The sequence below is a fragment of the Rhizobium sp. NFR12 genome (assembly GCF_900108545.1).
Taxonomy (GTDB): domain Bacteria; phylum Pseudomonadota; class Alphaproteobacteria; order Rhizobiales; family Rhizobiaceae; genus Neorhizobium; species Neorhizobium soli.
On record NZ_FNWM01000004.1, the window covers coordinates 88671 to 104269 of the forward strand.

At 62.4% G+C, this 15599-nt stretch carries 17 protein-coding genes and 1 tRNA gene; 9 read left to right on the plus strand and 9 right to left on the minus strand.

The features are described 5' to 3' along the window. Nucleotides 1-35: 35 nt before the first annotated feature. The 3 genes from BLW69_RS16745 to BLW69_RS16755 all read left to right on the plus strand — a co-directional run bounded on the left by BLW69_RS16745 (nucleotide 36) and on the right by BLW69_RS16755 (nucleotide 2285). Complete coding sequence (locus BLW69_RS16745; RefSeq protein WP_062454893.1) at nucleotides 36-560, plus strand: sigma-70 family RNA polymerase sigma factor; 525 nt, start codon at nucleotides 36-38, stop codon at nucleotides 558-560. After that, nucleotides 557-1282, plus strand: a complete 726-nt coding sequence (locus BLW69_RS16750) for an anti-sigma factor (protein ID WP_092663631.1) — start codon at nucleotides 557-559, stop codon at nucleotides 1280-1282. The genes BLW69_RS16745 and BLW69_RS16750 overlap by 4 nt, the downstream gene beginning before the upstream one ends. An 82-nt stretch (nucleotides 1283-1364) precedes the next feature. Next, nucleotides 1365-2285, plus strand: a complete 921-nt coding sequence (locus BLW69_RS16755) for an alpha/beta hydrolase family protein (RefSeq protein ID WP_092663633.1) — start codon at nucleotides 1365-1367, stop codon at nucleotides 2283-2285. On the opposite strand, the gene pdeM is transcribed toward BLW69_RS16755, so the two are convergent. From pdeM to BLW69_RS16780, 5 genes are all read right to left on the minus strand, one after another. Continuing rightward, nucleotides 2264-2971 (minus strand): ligase-associated DNA damage response endonuclease PdeM, encoded by a 708-nt coding sequence (gene pdeM / locus BLW69_RS16760; RefSeq protein WP_092664094.1) that lies wholly within the window; start codon nucleotides 2969-2971, stop codon nucleotides 2264-2266. The two genes, BLW69_RS16755 and pdeM, sit on opposite strands and share 22 nt — an antisense overlap. A gap of 125 nt (nucleotides 2972-3096) precedes the next feature. Next, nucleotides 3097-5619: a ligase-associated DNA damage response DEXH box helicase gene (locus BLW69_RS16765; protein ID WP_092663635.1), complete on the minus strand. Its 2523-nt coding sequence runs from the start codon at nucleotides 5617-5619 to the stop codon at nucleotides 3097-3099. Nucleotides 5620-5658: 39 nt separating this feature from the next. Further along, on the minus strand, nucleotides 5659-6303 hold the full coding sequence (locus BLW69_RS16770; protein WP_092663636.1) for a YitT family protein: 645 nt from the start codon (nucleotides 6301-6303) through the stop codon (nucleotides 5659-5661). After that, nucleotides 6303-6920: a YitT family protein gene (locus BLW69_RS16775; protein ID WP_062453896.1), complete on the minus strand. Its 618-nt coding sequence runs from the start codon at nucleotides 6918-6920 to the stop codon at nucleotides 6303-6305. The genes BLW69_RS16770 and BLW69_RS16775 overlap by 1 nt, the downstream gene beginning before the upstream one ends. A gap of 138 nt (nucleotides 6921-7058) precedes the next feature. Then, the gene (locus BLW69_RS16780; protein WP_092663638.1) at nucleotides 7059-7985 is read right to left on the minus strand and encodes a class I SAM-dependent DNA methyltransferase; all 927 of its coding nucleotides are present in this window, start codon (nucleotides 7983-7985) and stop codon (nucleotides 7059-7061) included. Nucleotides 7986-8214: 229 nt separating this feature from the next. On the opposite strand from BLW69_RS16780, the gene BLW69_RS16785 reads away from it, so the two are divergent. Continuing rightward, the gene (locus BLW69_RS16785; protein ID WP_062453898.1) at nucleotides 8215-8481 is read left to right on the plus strand and encodes a DUF6460 domain-containing protein; all 267 of its coding nucleotides are present in this window, start codon (nucleotides 8215-8217) and stop codon (nucleotides 8479-8481) included. Next, nucleotides 8482-8967, plus strand: coding sequence for a CAP domain-containing protein (locus BLW69_RS16790; RefSeq protein WP_175487290.1), 486 nt, complete (start codon nucleotides 8482-8484; stop codon nucleotides 8965-8967). It abuts the gene before it with no gap. Nucleotides 8968-8980: 13 nt separating this feature from the next. On the opposite strand, the gene BLW69_RS16795 is transcribed toward BLW69_RS16790, so the two are convergent. Beyond that, entirely contained in the window at nucleotides 8981-10084 is a 1104-nt protein-coding gene (locus BLW69_RS16795) for a quinone-dependent dihydroorotate dehydrogenase (protein WP_092663640.1), read from the minus strand. Further along, nucleotides 10081-10428 (minus strand): DUF952 domain-containing protein, encoded by a 348-nt coding sequence (locus tag BLW69_RS16800; protein WP_062453901.1) that lies wholly within the window; start codon nucleotides 10426-10428, stop codon nucleotides 10081-10083. The genes BLW69_RS16795 and BLW69_RS16800 overlap by 4 nt, the downstream gene beginning before the upstream one ends. A gap of 92 nt (nucleotides 10429-10520) precedes the next feature. Here BLW69_RS16800 and BLW69_RS16805 point away from each other — a divergent pair, with 92 nt between their 5' ends. From BLW69_RS16805 to BLW69_RS16815, 3 genes are all read left to right on the plus strand, one after another. Further along, nucleotides 10521-10925 (plus strand): hypothetical protein, encoded by a 405-nt coding sequence (locus BLW69_RS16805; RefSeq protein WP_092663642.1) that lies wholly within the window; start codon nucleotides 10521-10523, stop codon nucleotides 10923-10925. A 98-nt stretch (nucleotides 10926-11023) separates the two neighbouring features. Then, on the plus strand, nucleotides 11024-11671 hold the full coding sequence (locus BLW69_RS16810) for a response regulator (RefSeq protein WP_062453903.1): 648 nt from the start codon (nucleotides 11024-11026) through the stop codon (nucleotides 11669-11671). 211 nt (nucleotides 11672-11882) lie between these two features. Beyond that, complete coding sequence (locus BLW69_RS16815; protein ID WP_092663644.1) at nucleotides 11883-12548, plus strand: S24 family peptidase; 666 nt, start codon at nucleotides 11883-11885, stop codon at nucleotides 12546-12548. A 43-nt stretch (nucleotides 12549-12591) separates the two neighbouring features. Here the strand turns inward: BLW69_RS16815 and BLW69_RS16820 are convergent, their stop codons facing one another. Beyond that, nucleotides 12592-13344: a transporter substrate-binding domain-containing protein gene (locus BLW69_RS16820; RefSeq protein ID WP_244508873.1), complete on the minus strand. Its 753-nt coding sequence runs from the start codon at nucleotides 13342-13344 to the stop codon at nucleotides 12592-12594. Between the two features lie 205 nt (nucleotides 13345-13549). Between BLW69_RS16820 and BLW69_RS16825 the strand changes: the two genes are divergently transcribed. After that, nucleotides 13550-15472, plus strand: coding sequence for a glycosyltransferase family 2 protein (locus tag BLW69_RS16825; RefSeq protein ID WP_092663648.1), 1923 nt, complete (start codon nucleotides 13550-13552; stop codon nucleotides 15470-15472). Between the two features lie 13 nt (nucleotides 15473-15485). Here the strand turns inward: BLW69_RS16825 and BLW69_RS16830 are convergent. Further along, nucleotides 15486-15559, minus strand: a tRNA-Gly gene (locus BLW69_RS16830). Nucleotides 15560-15599 lie beyond the last annotated feature (40 nt).

Genomic DNA, 15599 nt, shown 5'->3' on the forward strand with positions numbered 1-15599 from the left:
TGGCCCTGGTGACCGACCAAACACACGATCTCGAGATGGCGCTTGCCGCCTGCGCTGCGGGCGACCGTCAGGGCTTGCGCCGCATCTTCGACGACGAGGCCGGCCGGCTGGTGGCTGTTGCGCAGCGGATCGTGCGGCGGCGGGAACTGGCGGAAGAAGTGGTGCAGGAAGCCTTCATCCGCATCTGGACCCATGCGCATCAATATTCCCCCGACCGCGGATCGGCGCGCGGCTGGATCTACGCGATCGTGCGCAACCGCGCACTCAATCTGTTGCGCGACGGCAAGCGTGAGGATCTGGTCGGCGAAGATAGGCTCGAGACGCTGCAGGACGGCGAGCAACTGGACCAGATCATGGCCTCCTTCCACAGGCTCGACCGCAACAGCCGCCTGCACGAGTGCCTCGGTTCCCTCGACGAGATCAAGCGACGCGGCATCCTGATGGCCTATGTCGGCGGATACACGCATGGCGAAATCGCCGGACGTCTCAAGCTTCCGCTTGGAACGGCAAAATCGTGGATCCGGCGCGGACTTTCCTCGCTGCGGGAGTGCATGGCATGAGGATCGAGGAACGAGACTTTCCGGCCATCGCCGACGACTATGTTCTGGGTCTTCTCGATGCGGCCGAGGCTGCCGAGGTCGAAGCCGCCATCGAGCGCGACGGCGGCCTTGCCGAAGCAGTCGCCAGGGCACGCGAGCGGTTCCTGCCGCTCGACACCAGCGTCGAGCCGGCTCCCGTATCATCCGCGCTCTGGGACGCGATCTCTTCCCGTCTGCCGGAGCAACCGGGCGCCGCTGCCCCGTCTCTCGCGTCGGTTTCGCCGAGACTGCCTCTCGCCGGCAACGACAACAGCCGCTCCGGCTGGCGGGCAACCGCGATCTCCGCGATCGCGGCTTCGCTGATCCTTGCCGGTGGTCTGGTCTGGAGCGTCACCCGGGTGAACGAGCCGCTGGTGGTGGCCGTGCTCCTCAACGAGGCCGGCGAAATCCAGGCCGTGGTCGAGGACTTTGGGAACGACACGGCAAGTGTCAGACTGCTCAGCGACTTTACGGTGCCGCAAGACAAGACGATGCAGGTCTGGACGCTGCCGTCCCGCGAGATGGGCCCGATGTCGCTGGGTCTTCTGGAGCAGTCGCACTCGGCTAAGCTCAGCGGCTCAACTCTGCCGCGACCACAGGAAACGCAGCTCTACGAGATCACCCTCGAACAAGCCGGCGGTTCGCCAACCGGCCGCCCGACCGGACCGATCCTCGCCAAGGGGTTCGCCAAGCTGGCGCGGTAGAGGCGCGCAACCGCCTTCGCCTTTCGGCCAATTGCGCACCAAAGACCGGGATGTATTGTCCCTTCGCCGAAGGGAGAACGGGATGACGCTGACGCAGGACACACCACGTCCGACAGGTGAACCGGTGACGATCACCTGCCAGGACGGGGTGGTGCTCGGCGGTCACATCTGGTCGGCATCGGGGCCGCCGCTTGCCAGCGTCATCATCAACCCGGCAACCGGCGTCCTTGCCCGCTACTATCACTATTATGCAGAGTTTCTAACGAGGCACGGCTTCTATGTGCTGACCTACGATTATCGCGGCATCGGACTGTCGCGACCGGCGAGCCTTAAGGGCTGCGGCTATCGCTGGCGGGACTGGGGCGAGCAGGATTTCGACGCAGCGCTTCGGTTCATGCACCACAGGCGGCCGGATCAACCGCTGCAGGTGGTTGGCCACAGTATCGGCGGCTATCTACCCGGCCTATCTCCGAACGGGGCACGGATCGACCGGATGCTGACGGTGGGCGCGCAATACGCCTACTGGCGCGATTATGCGCCGGGGCACCGCGCCCGGCTGTTTTTCAAGTGGCATTTAGTGATGCCGGTGCTCACCGCCGCATTCGGCTATTTCCCGGGCAAGCGGCTCGGTTGGCTCGAAGACCTGCCGGCGGGCGTTGCCAACGAGTGGAGCTTTCGCGGCGCCCGGATGGAGATGACCCATCCGGTCGGCGAGCGCGACGGGGTTCTGCGCCGGTTTGCGGCCGTCACGGCACCCATCCTGGCCATTGCCGTTGCGGACGACGACATCGGCAGCGTGGCAGCTATTCGCCGCAGCCTTGTTTATTATACCGGCGCCGAACGGACGGAGGTTCTGCTGGAGCCCGCGGTCTACGGGCACTCACGGATCGGGCATTTCGGCCTGTTCCACGCGCGCCACAGGGAGGAGTTCTGGACCGACACACTGCGTTGGCTGAAGGAGGGGATTGATCCCTGGAGCGATCAGCCCAGCAAATTGCCGTAGCGGACGGAATAGATGCGGTCGCGGCCGAGGAGGTGGGCGACCAGGGTTTCGCGGTCGAATATGCCGTGCATCGCCTTGTGATTGAGGTCGAGGCCGCCGGCGAGAACGCCGAAGGCGGGCATCAGGAGGCGGTGGCCGTCGCTGGCAAAGCACGGACGGCGGACGGACTTTTCGCGGCGGCGGACCGTGGCGGATGGGTGAAGGTGGCCTGCGACCTCACCCTTGACGCCGTTCGGGCCTGTGGCCAAGCTCGGTTCATGGCGGAAGACAAGGTCGCCATAGACGAGTTCGTCGGTGCACGTACCGGGCAGATCGGTCGTCCCGTCCGGATCGTGATTTCCGTTGATCCAGATCCAGTCGCGACCGCGCGCCATGTCTGCGATCATCGTGCGCAGGTTTGCCGGCAGGTATTCCGAGCCGCGGCGATCATGGAAATTGTCGCCGAGCGAGACCACCACTTTCGGATCGTAGCGGGCAATCACGGCGGCGAGGATGTTGAGGGTGGCGATCGTATCGTAGGGCGGCAGCATCATGCCGCGACGCGCGAAGGCGGCGCCTTTCTCCAGATGCAGGTCGGACACGACGAGCATGCCGGTTGCCGGCAGATAGAGGCCGCCGAGCGGATCGCAGACAGCCGCGACGCCATGGACAACGATCTCTTCCGCGCCGGTAGCGGCCGGGGTCATCGTGCTGGATTGAGCGGCGAGGCGCAGGCGGTGCAGCAATGTCTTTCGGTCTTTCCTGTCTTGCGGTGCAAAGCCTTTTATCCCCGCGCCGGGCCTTTGTCCGGGCTAGCGTCGCGAATAAAGCCTTACCCCATCGCCTCGGCGATCAATTCGTCTGCGGCCTCGGCCAACACCACGTCCTGCGCTTCGCCCGGCACCGTTTCACGGCCGATTTCCAGCATGATCGGCACCGCCAGCGGCGAAACGCGATCCAGCGCACGGTGGGTGATATGCCCTTTGATTCGTGCCAGCATATCTCCTAGCCGGCCAATATCCAAAAGCCCCGTTGCCGCATCGCGGCGTGTCGCCTCCAAAAGAACGTGATCGGGCTCGTGGCTGCGCAGCACGTCGTAGATCAGATCGGTCGAGACCGTGACCTGCCGGCCGGTCTTTTCCTTGCCCGGATGACGCCGCTCGATCAACCCGGAAATCACGGCGCAATTGCGGAAAGTCCGCTTCAGCAGATAGCTTTCGGCAAGCCATGTCTCGAGATCGTCGCCCAGCATGTCCTCGTCGAACAGATCAGAAAGGCTGAGGCTGCCGTCCGCTATCATGCCCCCCATGTCGTTGAGGCCGTAGACGGCGAGCGAATAATCCGTGGCGACAAAGCCGAGCGGCCGGCCGCCTGCGCGCTCCAGCCGGCGGGTGAGAAGCATCCCGAGCGTCTGGTGGGCGAGCCGCCCTTCGAAGCAGTAGGCGATCATGAAGAAGCGTTTGCCGCGCGGAAACGTCTCGATCAGCAACTCGTCGCGGCGTGGCAGGATGGAGCGTTCCTTCTGGATCGCCAGCCAGTCGCGCACCTGATCCGGCAAAACCTTCCAGCGCTCCGGATCGGCCAGCATGGCGCGCACCTGATCGGCGAGATAGGTGGTGAGCGGAAACTTTGCGCCGGCATAGGTCGGGATCATCGGATCGGTGGAATAGGTGTTCGACACCAGACATTCGTTTTCGCGGATGGTTTCGAACCGCAGCACCTTGCCGGCAAACAGAAACGTATCACCGGGCACAAGCTGTTCCAGGAACTGCTCCTCCACCTTGCCGAGCGTCATGCCGCCGCGGCCGACGGCACCCTTGGCGTTGCGCTTGACGAGGCGGACACTGAGCTCGGTCGCCTCGACGATGGTGCCGAGGTTGAGGCGGTATTGCTGCGCCACCTGCGCATTCGACACCCGCCAGAGGCCCTCCTCCGTCTTGCGGATCTTGGCGTAACGCTCGTAGGCGCGCAGGGCATAGCCGCCGGTCGCGACGAAATCGACGATCCGTTCGAACATTTCCCACGAAAGGCCGGCATAGGGCGAGGCCGAGATGATCTCGTCATAGAGCTCGAGCGGATCGAACGGCTCGGCGCAGGCCATGCCGAGGACGTGCTGGGCGAGAACATCAAGCGCACCTTCGCCGACCGGCGGCGTATCCTGCGCGCCCAGGTAGTTGGCATCGAGCGCCGCCTGGCATTCCATCACCTCGAACCGGTTGCCGGGTACGAGGATCGCCTTCGACGGTTCGTCCATGCGGTGATTGGCGCGGCCGATACGCTGGGCAAGACGCGAGGCGCCCTTGGGAGCGCCGATATGGAGGACGAGATCGATATCGCCCCAGTCGATCCCCATGTCGAGCGTCGAGGTGGCGACGACGGCGCGCAGCTTGTTTTCGGACATCGCCGCTTCCACCTTGCGGCGCTGGCCGGCATCGAGCGAGCCGTGGTGAAGGGCGATCGGAAGATTGTCGTCGTTGATGGTCCACAGCGCCTGGAACAGGAATTCCGCCTGGAAGCGGGTGTTGACGAAGATCAGCGTCGTCGCATGGCGCTTGATCTCACGGTAGACGTCCGGAATGGCATAGGCCGAGACATGGCCGCCCCAGGGAATGCGGTTTTCCGTGTCGAGAATGGTGATATCGGGGGCAGCGCCGCCCGTCACATGGACGAGGCCGGCGGGTGGGGCAGGATGTTCGCCCTGCGGCACCAGCCAGCGCTGGAGATCCATCGGGTCGGCCACGGTGGCAGACAGCCCGATCGTCTGCATGCCGGGAGCAAGGCGGCGCAGGCGCCCGAGGGCGAGCGACAGGAGGTGGCCGCGCTTGGAGGTGACCAGAGAATGCAGCTCATCAAGGACGACGTATTTCAGGTCCTTGAAGAAACGCTCCGCTTCCTTGTTGGCGAGCAGCAGTGACACCTGTTCGGGGGTGGTCAGCAGAATATCGGGCGGATTGAGCTTCTGGCGCTGTCGCTTCGACTGCGGCGTGTCGCCGGTGCGGTTCTCGACGGTGACGGCAAGCCCCATCTCGGTGACCGGCTTCATCAGGTTTCGTTCGATATCGACCGTCAACGCCTTCAGCGGCGAGATGTAGAGCGTGTGGATACCGGTAAACGCCGAGCCCGGCGGGATCTTGCCACGCATGACCAGATCGGTCAGCGACGGCATGAAGCCCGCAAGCGTCTTGCCGGCACCGGTGGGCGCGATCAGCAGCATGTTTTCGCCGGCCTGCGCGCGGGCGAGAAGCTCCAGCTGGTGGGCGCGCGGAGACCAGCCCTTTTCCGCGAACCATTTGAGGAACGGGCGGGGCAGAGCGACAGCATCAGAGCCGGGCGTTGGGTTTTCGACGAGATCCACGTCGTTAAGGTAAGACGAACCTGGCGAAAATGAAGAGCATTACCGAACGATATATCTATCGGTGCGGTGGTTGATCGCAAGCGTCAGGTTCAGCGTCACCGCGGCGATGACCGAGCAGAGGATGACGAAGGGGCTGGCAACAAGGAAGGACAGGGCCAGCACGACGCAATCAAGCCCGAGCTGCACGAAGCCGGCGCGCCAGCCGAGACGGTCCTGCAGGTAGAGGGCGAGGATGCCGAAACCGCCGAGCGAGGCGCGATGGCGAAACAGGATCAGCATGCCGCATCCGATGAGGAGACCGCCGAACAGGGCGGCGATGACAGGATCGATGGAGCTGATGGTGATCACCTTCGGCAGGACGCCCGTGAGCACCGACGTGACCGCGACGGCGGAGAAGGTCTTGACCGTGAAGACGGGACCGAGACGCTTATAGGCAAGCCAGTAGAACGGCAGGTTGAGCAGGAAGAATGCGGCGCCGAAACTGATATCGACCGAATAGCGCAGCAGGAAGCCGATACCTGCCGTGCCGCCGATCAGAAGATTTGCGGCCTGCAGCAGCACGACGCCCAGCGCTGCCAGCATGGAACCGGCAAGGATCGCCTGCACATCTTCAATGAGCGAGTGTTTTTCCGAGCTTGAAGCCCAAAGGCCGACGGGGCTCTTTTTGTCGGTCACGTTTGCCATCAGCGCACCGCGATGTAGCGGTCGGAGCGATGGTTGACGGTCAGGAGAAGGTTGAGCACGACGGCGCTCAGGAGCGACCAGACCACGGTCATCGGGCTGACGACGAAGAAGGCGGCGGCCATGACGCAGAGATCGAAACCCAGCTGGACGAGCCCTGCCGGGATCTTGAACCGGTCCTGGATGTAGATCGCGAGAATGCCGATGCCGCCAAGCGAGGCGCGGTGCCGGTAAAGGCCCAGAAGGCCGAAGCCGATCAGGATGCCGCCGAGCAGCGCTGCCCAGAACGGATCGAGATACTGGATCACCAAAAAGCGTTTCTCCAGCTCGGCAATGACGGAAACGCCGGCAATGGCGATAAAGGTCTTGACCGAAAAGCCGAGGCCGAGGCGCTTGAAGGACAGGTAGTAGAACGGCAGATTGACGACGAAGAACAGGACGCCGAAGGGAATGTCGAACGCGTAATGCAGCAGGAAGGCGACGCCGGCCGTGCCGCTGGTGAGGAGCCCGACCTGGTTCAGCAGATAAAGCCCGAGGGCGGCGACCATGGCGCTGATGAACAGACCCTGCGCATCTTCCAGCATCGTATGGCGTGCCGGATCAAGGCTGTAGAAACCCATACGGCGCCTTGCTGCAACCTGTCCGTCGGCCACGCTATTCCCCTTGATTTTCGGCGATTGTGCACCGCGATAGCAGCTTCATCAAGCGCCATCGATGCTCCCGCCGACGGCCTTTCGAAATAACAACAAAGTGAAGGCTTACCCGGTCTTTCGCGACAGAAACAGTATGCCGTGGATGGGTTTGCCGGCATCCATGCGAATGGTCGTCCGCTCGACGGCGATCAGATCAAAGCCGTAATGCGCGAGCAGGCCGCCGATATAGACTTCCGAATGGGCATAGCGAAGCGAATCCTTAAGCACAAACGTCTCATCCTCGCCCGCATCTTCCACCGAGAAGGCGAACAGGCCGGCTGGTGCCAGGAGTTCGGTCACGAGCGGAAAGACCGTTTCGAGCGAGCCGAGATACATCAGCACATCGGCTGCCGAAACGAGGTCGGCGCGATGGGGTAAAAGCGTGTCGAACAGGCCGGACTGTGCTGCCTCAAGGCTGAGGTCCGATTGGCTCAAGTGATCGTACAGGTGTTTGTCCGCAGCCTTGGCCAGCATGTTGGCCGACAGGTCGAACCCTTCCAGGCGCCCTGCCCTTTCGCGGATCTCGGCGCCGAACAAGCCGGTGCCGCAGCCGAGATCGACCACGGTCGCAAACGGCCCATGGGGCGCAACCAGCGTGCCTAACTTTTGCGGGACCGAGTAGTTGAGCTTTTTCACCAGTGACGTATCGAACCTGTCGGCATAATCGTCGAACAGGCCTTCGACATAGCGGCTCGGCGGCTGGTCCGGGACATCACCGGCGCCGATCAGCGCGAGCCGCAAGCTGGCACCGAAAATATCGTCGGGCTGCAGTTCGAGCGCACGGCGATAGGCGTCGGCTGCATTCGCAAGCGCTGCCTTTTCGCGGTATTCGCCGAGCCTGAACCATCCGGCTGCCCATGTGGGCACGAGCTCCAGGGCCTGCTCCATCAGTTCCGCGGCGGCCGCAAAATTCTGTCCCTCGGCCAGCATGCGAGCATAATCCGCACGGCGGTCGGCGATGACGTCACCGGAAGAGAACTGGATCGCGCTCATGGCGTGACGGCTTTCACTGGAGTTAAACGGGAATTTCGGCGGCAATTACGGCGACGGCGGAGTTGCGTCATCTCGCCATTCCCCTCGCCCCTCCTGTCACCCGGGCCACAAAAAAACTCAAGTTGTATTTGAGAGGCTAGTGAAGAGTGCCTATGTGACTGGTTGCGGGACTGATCCTGCAGGGCTATGGCAATCCCAAACCAATTTTCAACGGTGGAGACGATCGACGATGGCGGATGGCGTGAACAGGTTCCTCGGCGATTCGATCGGCCGCACGATCATCAAGCTGATCGTCGTCTGCCTGATCGTCGGCTTCGTGCTGGCGTTCTTCGGCTTCACGCCGGACAATATCGTCGACACCATCCGCTATTATTTCCTCGACCTCTGGTACAACGGCTTCCAGGCACTGGGACGCGTCGGCGACTATCTTCTGCTCGGCGCGATCATCGTCGTGCCCGTTTTCATCGTGCTGCGCCTTCTGAGCATTCGCCGCTGAATGTCGATGGTGTCTCTCCCCTCCCGCCGCACGTTTCTGGTGCTCGCCGGCACCGGCCTTCTGCTTGCCGGCTGCTCCACCACATCTGTCATGACGCCGACGCCTGGTTCTGTCGACGAGACGGAAGCAGCGCTTCCGCTCGTCAACAAGCTGCGCCAGGCCCAGGGCCTTTCGCCGCTTGGCCTCGACAGGCCGGCCCAGCAAGCAGCCGGACGGCAGGCCGTCAGAATGGCGAAGGCGAAAGAGATGAAGCACCTGATCGGCTTCGGCGACGATTTCGGCGACCGGATGCGAAAGAGCGAGGTGGCGCTGCCAGCCGCCGAAAACATCGCGACCGGACAGCACACTGTCGGCGAAGCTGTTCAGGCCTGGATCGATTCGCCGAAACACCTGCGCAACATGCTGGGCAGCTACAAGAGCCTCGGCGTTGCCGCCGCCCGCGCAAGCGACGGACGGCTGTACTGGGCGATGGTGCTTTCCAACTGATCGAAGCCGACGGCTAGAGGCTTTTGGCCGCCCATTGGTCGAGATGCGTGTCGCGGAGATCGCGGATCGATGTGGCCTTTTCCTGGTCAAGCAGAGACGACATGCCGCGAACGATTGCGGATGGCAGGCCCGGCCCTTCATAGACCATGCAGGAATAAACCTGAACGAGATCGGCTCCGGCGCGGATCTTTTCGAGCGCTTGCGCCGCATTTCCCACACCGCCGACGCCGATGATCGGCAGGTCCTTGCCCACCCGCTGGCGCATCTTGGCAAGCACGGTCGTCGAGCGTGAAAACAGCGGTGCGCCGGAAAGGCCGCCCGCTTCTTTCGCCTGGGTCCGGTTGCGCAGACCGTCGCGCGCCAGTGTCGTGTTGGAAACGATCAGACCATCCAGCGCATGGGACGTCGCTTCAGCTGCGACATCGTCCATGCCTTCTTCGGTCAAATCCGGCGCGATCTTCAGGAAGATCGGCACGGAACGGCCATGGCGGGTCGCCTCTTCGTCACGCACGGACAGGATTGCCTCAAGCAGCGCCTTCAGACTGTCGCGTGCCTGCAGGTCGCGCAGGCCGGGCGTGTTGGGAGACGAGATATTGGCGGTGAAATAGGTGGCAAGGCCGTAGAATTTGCGGATACCAGCGACGTAATCGGCGATACGGTCCTGTGCGTCCTTGTTGGCGCCGATATTGACACCGACGATGCCGCTTGCGCCTCTACGGGCCGACAGGCGCTGGAAAGCCGCCTCGTGGCCCTCGTTGTTGAAGCCGAGCCGGTTGATGATGCCGCGGTCTTCCACCAGCCGGAAGATGCGCGGCTTGTCGTTGCCAGCCTGCGGCTTCGGCGTCACGGTACCGACCTCGGTAAATCCGAAGCCGAGCTTCAGGACCGCATCCGGCACTTCGGCATTCTTGTCATAGCCGGCGGCAAGCCCGATCGGGTTTTCAAAGCGGATGCCGGCGATCGTCTGGGCGAGCCGCGGATCGGCCTTGAGGCTGCAGGCCGGCACGACACCGCTTTTCAGCGCCGCGACCGACAGGCCGTGAGCTTTTTCCGGATCGAAGACGAACAGACTGCGCGACGCCAGCGCCGAAAACGGCCGCATCACTGTTCCGATCATGGCATTTTCTCCGGAAAGGCATGCTGGCCGTCAACGCCGATCAAAAGCGGCATTTCCCAGAGCACGGCTGAAAACGGCAGGAAGCCATATAGGTGGGGGAAAAGATCGCCGCCGCGCGAGGGTTCGAATTTCAGGGCATCGCCCAGAACCAGCGTGTTGACGGCGACCAGCATCAGGCCCGTCAGGCCGGCGAAATGCCGCTTGGCCGTTTCGCGCGCCTGGGACCCGGTGGAGAAATGGATGTAGCCGTCGCGCAGGTCGATTTCCGCACCTTCGAAGCGACCAGTCTCCTTGGCCTTGCGCCAAAGTGAATCGGGTACGATCTTGTAGACGATATCGGGCATCACGAACTCCCATAGTCCGGCTCTGATCTATGATCGGCACCGTTTGCCGCAAAGGGCGTTGATTGTCCATGGTGCAATGAGGAGGAAGGATCATGAAAAGGATCACTGCGACACGAGTCTTTGTAACCGTTGCGCTCTCGACGCAGGTGCTTTCGCTGCCGGCTCAAGCGCAAGACGACCGGCGGTTCCAGCTGGAGCGGACCGAACAGGGGATCGTTCGGCTGGATACGCAAACCGGCGCGATGTCGCTGTGCAACGACACCGACGGAGAACTGGTCTGCCGCATGGCACCGGACGAGCGGGCCGCCTATGAAAAGGAACTGGATCTGCTCGAAAAACGCGTAACCGCGCTGGAACAGCGTCTTGCCGATCGCCCCAAGACCTTTCCTGATGACGATGCTGTCGACCGGTCGCTCTCGATCATCGAGCGGTTCATGCGCGGCGTCATGTCGATGGTACGGGAATTTGGCGGCGAGCCGCAACCGGACAGGACCTGAGTCATGCTATTTTGCAGACTTGTGTCGCGCCACACTCGGCGCTACACATTAGGTATTACAGGGAAAGCACGACTATGCCTTTGGGAGGGGGCGTGGACATGCAGACACTCAACATCATCATCGCCGACGACCATCCGCTTTTCCGCGGTGCGCTGAAACAGGCGATTCAAGGCGTTGCCGACGAAATTGTCATCATCGAAGCGGGCGACTTCGATGCGGCGAGAACAGCGGCCCAAGACAATCCCGAAACCGATCTCATGCTGCTCGACCTTGCCATGCCGGGCGTGAGCGGATTTGCGGGCCTGACGTCGCTCAGGTCGGCCTTTCCGGCGCTACCGGTGATCATCGTTTCAGCCACGGACGATCGCAGCACGATCAGGCGGGCGCTCGATCTGGGCGCTTCCGGCTTCATTTCCAAATCCTGCGGGCTTGACGATATCAGGGCCGGAATACAGGCCGTGCTGGAAGGCGATATCTGGGTGCCGAAAGGCGAGACATCGCAGAGCGAGGAAGACGCCGCAAGATCAGACATTCTCGACCGTCTGCGGACGCTGACGCCCCAGCAGCACCGGGTTCTGTCGATGCTTGGCGAAGGCCTGCTCAACAAGCAGATCGCCTACGAGCTGGGCGTCTCTGAGGCGACCATCAAGGCGCATGTCTCGGCTATTCTTTTGAAGCTGAACGTCGATAGTCGCACCCAGGCCGTCATCAAGCTCGGCCGGCTCAACATGGCCATGGTGGCGTAGGATAGCAGCAAAGGATTTTATTCCTTTTCTGCTTTACGAAATCCCCCTGCTGGGCTAAATTCTGCGACGAGCAAGCGGAGATCGCCCATCTCCGGGCGGCGGCGCCTTGAGGGCCGGTATCCTTGACGCTTGCATCCAACGGGACTGATCGGCAATGGCAGGCGGAAGGCGGCAACGGCTGTTTCCTCTTGCGCCGGGGGCAGGGACGACGATGCTGTCACATGAGACGATATGGATCGCGATCGACACGCTGGCTGAGCGTCATCAGCTGTCGCCGTCTGGGCTTGCCCGACGCGCAGGACTGGATCCGACCTCGTTCAACAAGTCGAAACGGCTTGGCCCCGACGGACGACTGCGATGGCCCTCGACGGAATCGATTGCCAAAGTTCTGGAAGCGACCGGCGCAACGGTCGATCAGTTCATGAGCTATCTGCCGCATGCGATGGGCAGGTCGCAACTTCCCGACGGCAATTTTCCCTCCCAGAACGGCACGATCCCGCTGCTCGGCTTTGCCCAGGCCGGCTCCGGCGGCTTTTTCGACGATGGCGGTTTTCCTGCCGGACAGGGCTGGGATGTGGTGGAATTTCCCGTTGATCCTGCTCGAAAAGCCGGTGTCTACGCGCTCGAGGTCCAGGGCGATTCCATGATGCCGCTCTATCGGGACGGCGACGTGCTGATCGTCGAGCCCGGCGCACAGGTTCGGCGTGGCGACCGCGTGGTGTTGAAAACCCGCGAGGGCGAGGTGATGGCGAAAGTTCTGGCGCGCCAGAGCGCGCGCCTGATCGAGCTTCTGTCGCTCAACCCCGAACACGCGAACCGTTCCTTCGAAACGGCCGATGTGGAATGGATGGCGCGGATCATCTGGGCGAGCCAGTAAGCCGCGTTGCATTCAGCGTCTCTTGAGAAAAAATTCCTCTGTCTCAATAGAGGCCGTTCGGGAAATAGCGCAGGTAGAGTTCCTGCAGGCGGCCGTTGCGCGACAATTCGGCCAGCGCCTGATCAAAGGCGGCGGCAAGGGTCGGATCGTTTCTGCGGACCATGATGGTCAGGCCCTCGCCTAGAAATTTCTGCGACAGGTAGGGGCCGTCGAACAGGCTGCAGCAGGTCTCCGATGCCTCGCTTGCGACCCAGAAAGGCAGGCGAAGGCCATCAGCAAAGACGGCATCCACTTGTCTCTCCTTCAGCGCTGCCAGCATGTCCTCGTAACTGTCGAACGGCTTTTGCGTGAGCTTCGGGAAGAACGCTCTTAGCATCGCCTCATGCGCCGTTCCCTTGACGACACCGACCGGACGATCGCTGAGGTCCGATACCGTGGTCGCAGCCAGTGTCGCCGCGTTGTTGCGGGCAAACCTTGCCGGGATACCGAGATAGGGCCTGGAAAACAGAAAGCGCTGCCGCAGCGACGGAGTTGCGGCGACCGCTGCCATCACGGCCTCCCCGCCCCCGTCTTCCAGGGTCTTTTCGAGATCCGCGAAGGGCATGGCCTGAATCTGGCACTTTGCCTCGATCTTCAGGACCGTGCAAATCTCGCGGGCGAGATCGATGTTGAAGCCTGACAGCCGGCCAGATTGATCTGCGAAATTGAAAGGGGGGAAATCGACAGTCGTCAGGATGCGCACGCGCAGGATTGTCGACAGATCCTGGCGCTCCACGCGTTCTCGTGCGTCAAACATCAGCGGAAGCTGGGTCGCCGGGGTAGAAGGCGGAGCGGTGGAGGCCGCAAGTGCCTGCGATGCGGACAGAAGTCCGTGTATCACCACCACCAAAAGCTGCATAAACTTGAAAACACCACTGCTTTTTAGGGATGTAATCAGGTATCGCATCTTTATGATCCGTGTGGGGCGATAGGGGTTCGTCTGCGGACGGTGTAGCAGCAACATGCGCTCAGAGGAACATGCTTCGCAGCCGACCTATCACGACGAAACGGGGGCGCCGCCGACCGACGAGACCGAGTCCGGGCAATTGCTCGACTTTCGTCCCGGCATCCAGGTCGAGCTGACAGCGCTTGCGGCCCTCGGTTTCTCGAAACCGTTGATCGCCAAGCTGGCTGGCCTCTCCAGGCAAAACGGGACGACGGTCGAGGCCGAGCTTCTGGCAAGCGGCGACGTGAGGGAAGACGCCTATTACGGTGCCATCGCCCGTCTGCTGCGACTTCCCTTCGTCTCGTCGCTCGATCCCGCGCTTGTCGTTATCCTGCCCTCGACCGACGCCCAGCTGACACGCCCGACCATGGTGAGGATCGCCCATCGCAACAAGGCGCAGGAAATCGCCATCGTGCCGGAGGCGGCGCGACTTTCGCAGATTGCGGCAACGCTTGCGACCCTGCCGCTTGTGGGCCGCGATCTCGTCATCACCACGCCGAGCGCCATTCGCGAATCCGTCTGGAAAGCCGATGCAGCGCGCCGCATCCGCGAGACCACGAATACCCTGTTCGAGCAGAGACCCCTGCTGTCGGCCCGCGTTGTGCTCGCAGGCCACCAGGGCTTTTACGGTGGGTCGTTTCTGACGACCCTTGCCTGTCTCCTGCTGATTGCACCGATCGATACGCTGCTTGCGCTGCATATCGTCCTGTCGCTCACCTATTTCTCGACGCTCTGTCTTCGGCTTTCGGCGATGATCCGGCAAACGTTGGTGGCGCCTGAACGCGTGCCAGTCGCTCCACCGTTCGGGCTGCTGCCGCGTTACACTATTCTGGTCGCACTCTACCGCGAAGAGGACATGGCCGAGCAGTTGGTCGCAAGCCTCAAGCGGCTGGACTGGCCCGCATCTCTGCTCGACATCAAGTTCGTATGCGAAATCGACGACCGGCAGACGATCGAAGCCTTGAAGGCGCTTGAGCCTGGCCCCCAGTTCGAGATCGTCGAAGTGCCGGCCTATGGTCCGCGGACGAAGCCAAAGGCTCTCACCTATGCGCTGAAAGGTGCGCGCGGCGAATTCACGGCAATCTACGACGCCGAGGACAGGCCGCACCCGCTACAACTCCGCGAGGCGTACCGGCGGTTTCGCGCGGCACCATCCGAACTTGCCTGCCTGCAGGCACCACTGATCATCACCAACGCCCGGGAAAGCTGGTTGAGCGCGTTGTTTTCGCTCGAATATGCAGCGCTGTTTCGCGGCCTTTTGCCGATGCTCGGGAGAATGAACATGCCGCTTCCACTCGGCGGCACGTCCAACCATTTCCGCACCAGCGCGCTGATCGCAGCCGGCGGATGGGATCCGTACAACGTGACGGAAGACGCCGATCTTGGCATGCGGCTCTACCGGCTTGGCTTTACCGCCGACGTGATGCGGCACCAGACGCTGGAGGACGCGCCTTTATCGATCAAGGTCTGGACGTCGCAGAGAAGCCGCTGGTTCAAGGGCTGGCTGCAAACCTGGCTGGTGCTGATGCGCGACCCAGCGCGGCTGATCGGCGAAATCGGCATCAAGCCTTTCTGCGTGATCCAATTGCTGGTGGGCGGCATGCTTTTGTCATCGCTGCTGCATCCGCTTATCCTCGTCTTTCTCGGCGTCGGCTTCTCGGCAATGCTGCGGGCGCCGATCGACACGCTGCCGCTGGAGGTCGTCGGCCTGTTCGCGATCGACTTCACCAATATCCTCGGCAGCTATCTCATCTTCCTCGGCCTCGGCATCGGATCGATGACCGACCACGAGAAGCGCCTCGTCGGACGCCGCTGGGTTGCCGTGCCGCTCTACTGGATGATGACATCCTTCGCCGCCTGGAAGGCGCTACGGGAACTCAGGACAAAGCCCTTCCACTGGAGCAAGACACCCCACATGCCGCGCCGGAAGGAGAGCTGATCGGGATGGGGATTGGAGCGGGTGAAGGGAATCGAACCCTCGTATTCAGCTTGGGAAGCTGCTGCTCTACCATTGAGCTACACCCGCGTCGGGGGAAGGTTTCCAACAATGGGCCTTGTCTGTCAAG

Bases quoted from the DNA above. Each gene is read 5' to 3' on its own strand.
- BLW69_RS16745 (WP_062454893.1), top strand. From the start codon at position 36: ATGGCGCTTGCCGCCTGCGCTGCGGGCGACCGTCAGGGCTTGCGCCGC.
- BLW69_RS16750 (WP_092663631.1), top strand. From the start codon at position 557: ATGAGGATCGAGGAACGAGACTTTCCGGCCATCGCCGACGACTATGTT.
- BLW69_RS16755 (WP_092663633.1), top strand. From the start codon at position 1,365: ATGACGCTGACGCAGGACACACCACGTCCGACAGGTGAACCGGTGACG.
- pdeM (WP_092664094.1), bottom strand. From the start codon at position 2,971: ATGACCCCGGCCGCTACCGGCGCGGAAGAGATCGTTGTCCATGGCGTC.
- BLW69_RS16770 (WP_092663636.1), bottom strand. From the start codon at position 6,303: ATGGCAAACGTGACCGACAAAAAGAGCCCCGTCGGCCTTTGGGCTTCA.
- BLW69_RS16775 (WP_062453896.1), bottom strand. From the start codon at position 6,920: ATGGGTTTCTACAGCCTTGATCCGGCACGCCATACGATGCTGGAAGAT.
- BLW69_RS16780 (WP_092663638.1), bottom strand. From the start codon at position 7,985: ATGAGCGCGATCCAGTTCTCTTCCGGTGACGTCATCGCCGACCGCCGT.
- BLW69_RS16785 (WP_062453898.1), top strand. From the start codon at position 8,215: ATGGCGGATGGCGTGAACAGGTTCCTCGGCGATTCGATCGGCCGCACG.
- BLW69_RS16790 (WP_175487290.1), top strand. From the start codon at position 8,482: ATGTCGATGGTGTCTCTCCCCTCCCGCCGCACGTTTCTGGTGCTCGCC.
- BLW69_RS16795 (WP_092663640.1), bottom strand. From the start codon at position 10,084: ATGATCGGAACAGTGATGCGGCCGTTTTCGGCGCTGGCGTCGCGCAGT.
- BLW69_RS16800 (WP_062453901.1), bottom strand. From the start codon at position 10,428: ATGCCCGATATCGTCTACAAGATCGTACCCGATTCACTTTGGCGCAAG.
- BLW69_RS16805 (WP_092663642.1), top strand. From the start codon at position 10,521: ATGAAAAGGATCACTGCGACACGAGTCTTTGTAACCGTTGCGCTCTCG.
- BLW69_RS16810 (WP_062453903.1), top strand. From the start codon at position 11,024: ATGCAGACACTCAACATCATCATCGCCGACGACCATCCGCTTTTCCGC.
- BLW69_RS16815 (WP_092663644.1), top strand. From the start codon at position 11,883: ATGCTGTCACATGAGACGATATGGATCGCGATCGACACGCTGGCTGAG.
- BLW69_RS16820 (WP_244508873.1), bottom strand. From the start codon at position 13,344: ATGTTTGACGCACGAGAACGCGTGGAGCGCCAGGATCTGTCGACAATC.
- BLW69_RS16825 (WP_092663648.1), top strand. From the start codon at position 13,550: ATGCGCTCAGAGGAACATGCTTCGCAGCCGACCTATCACGACGAAACG.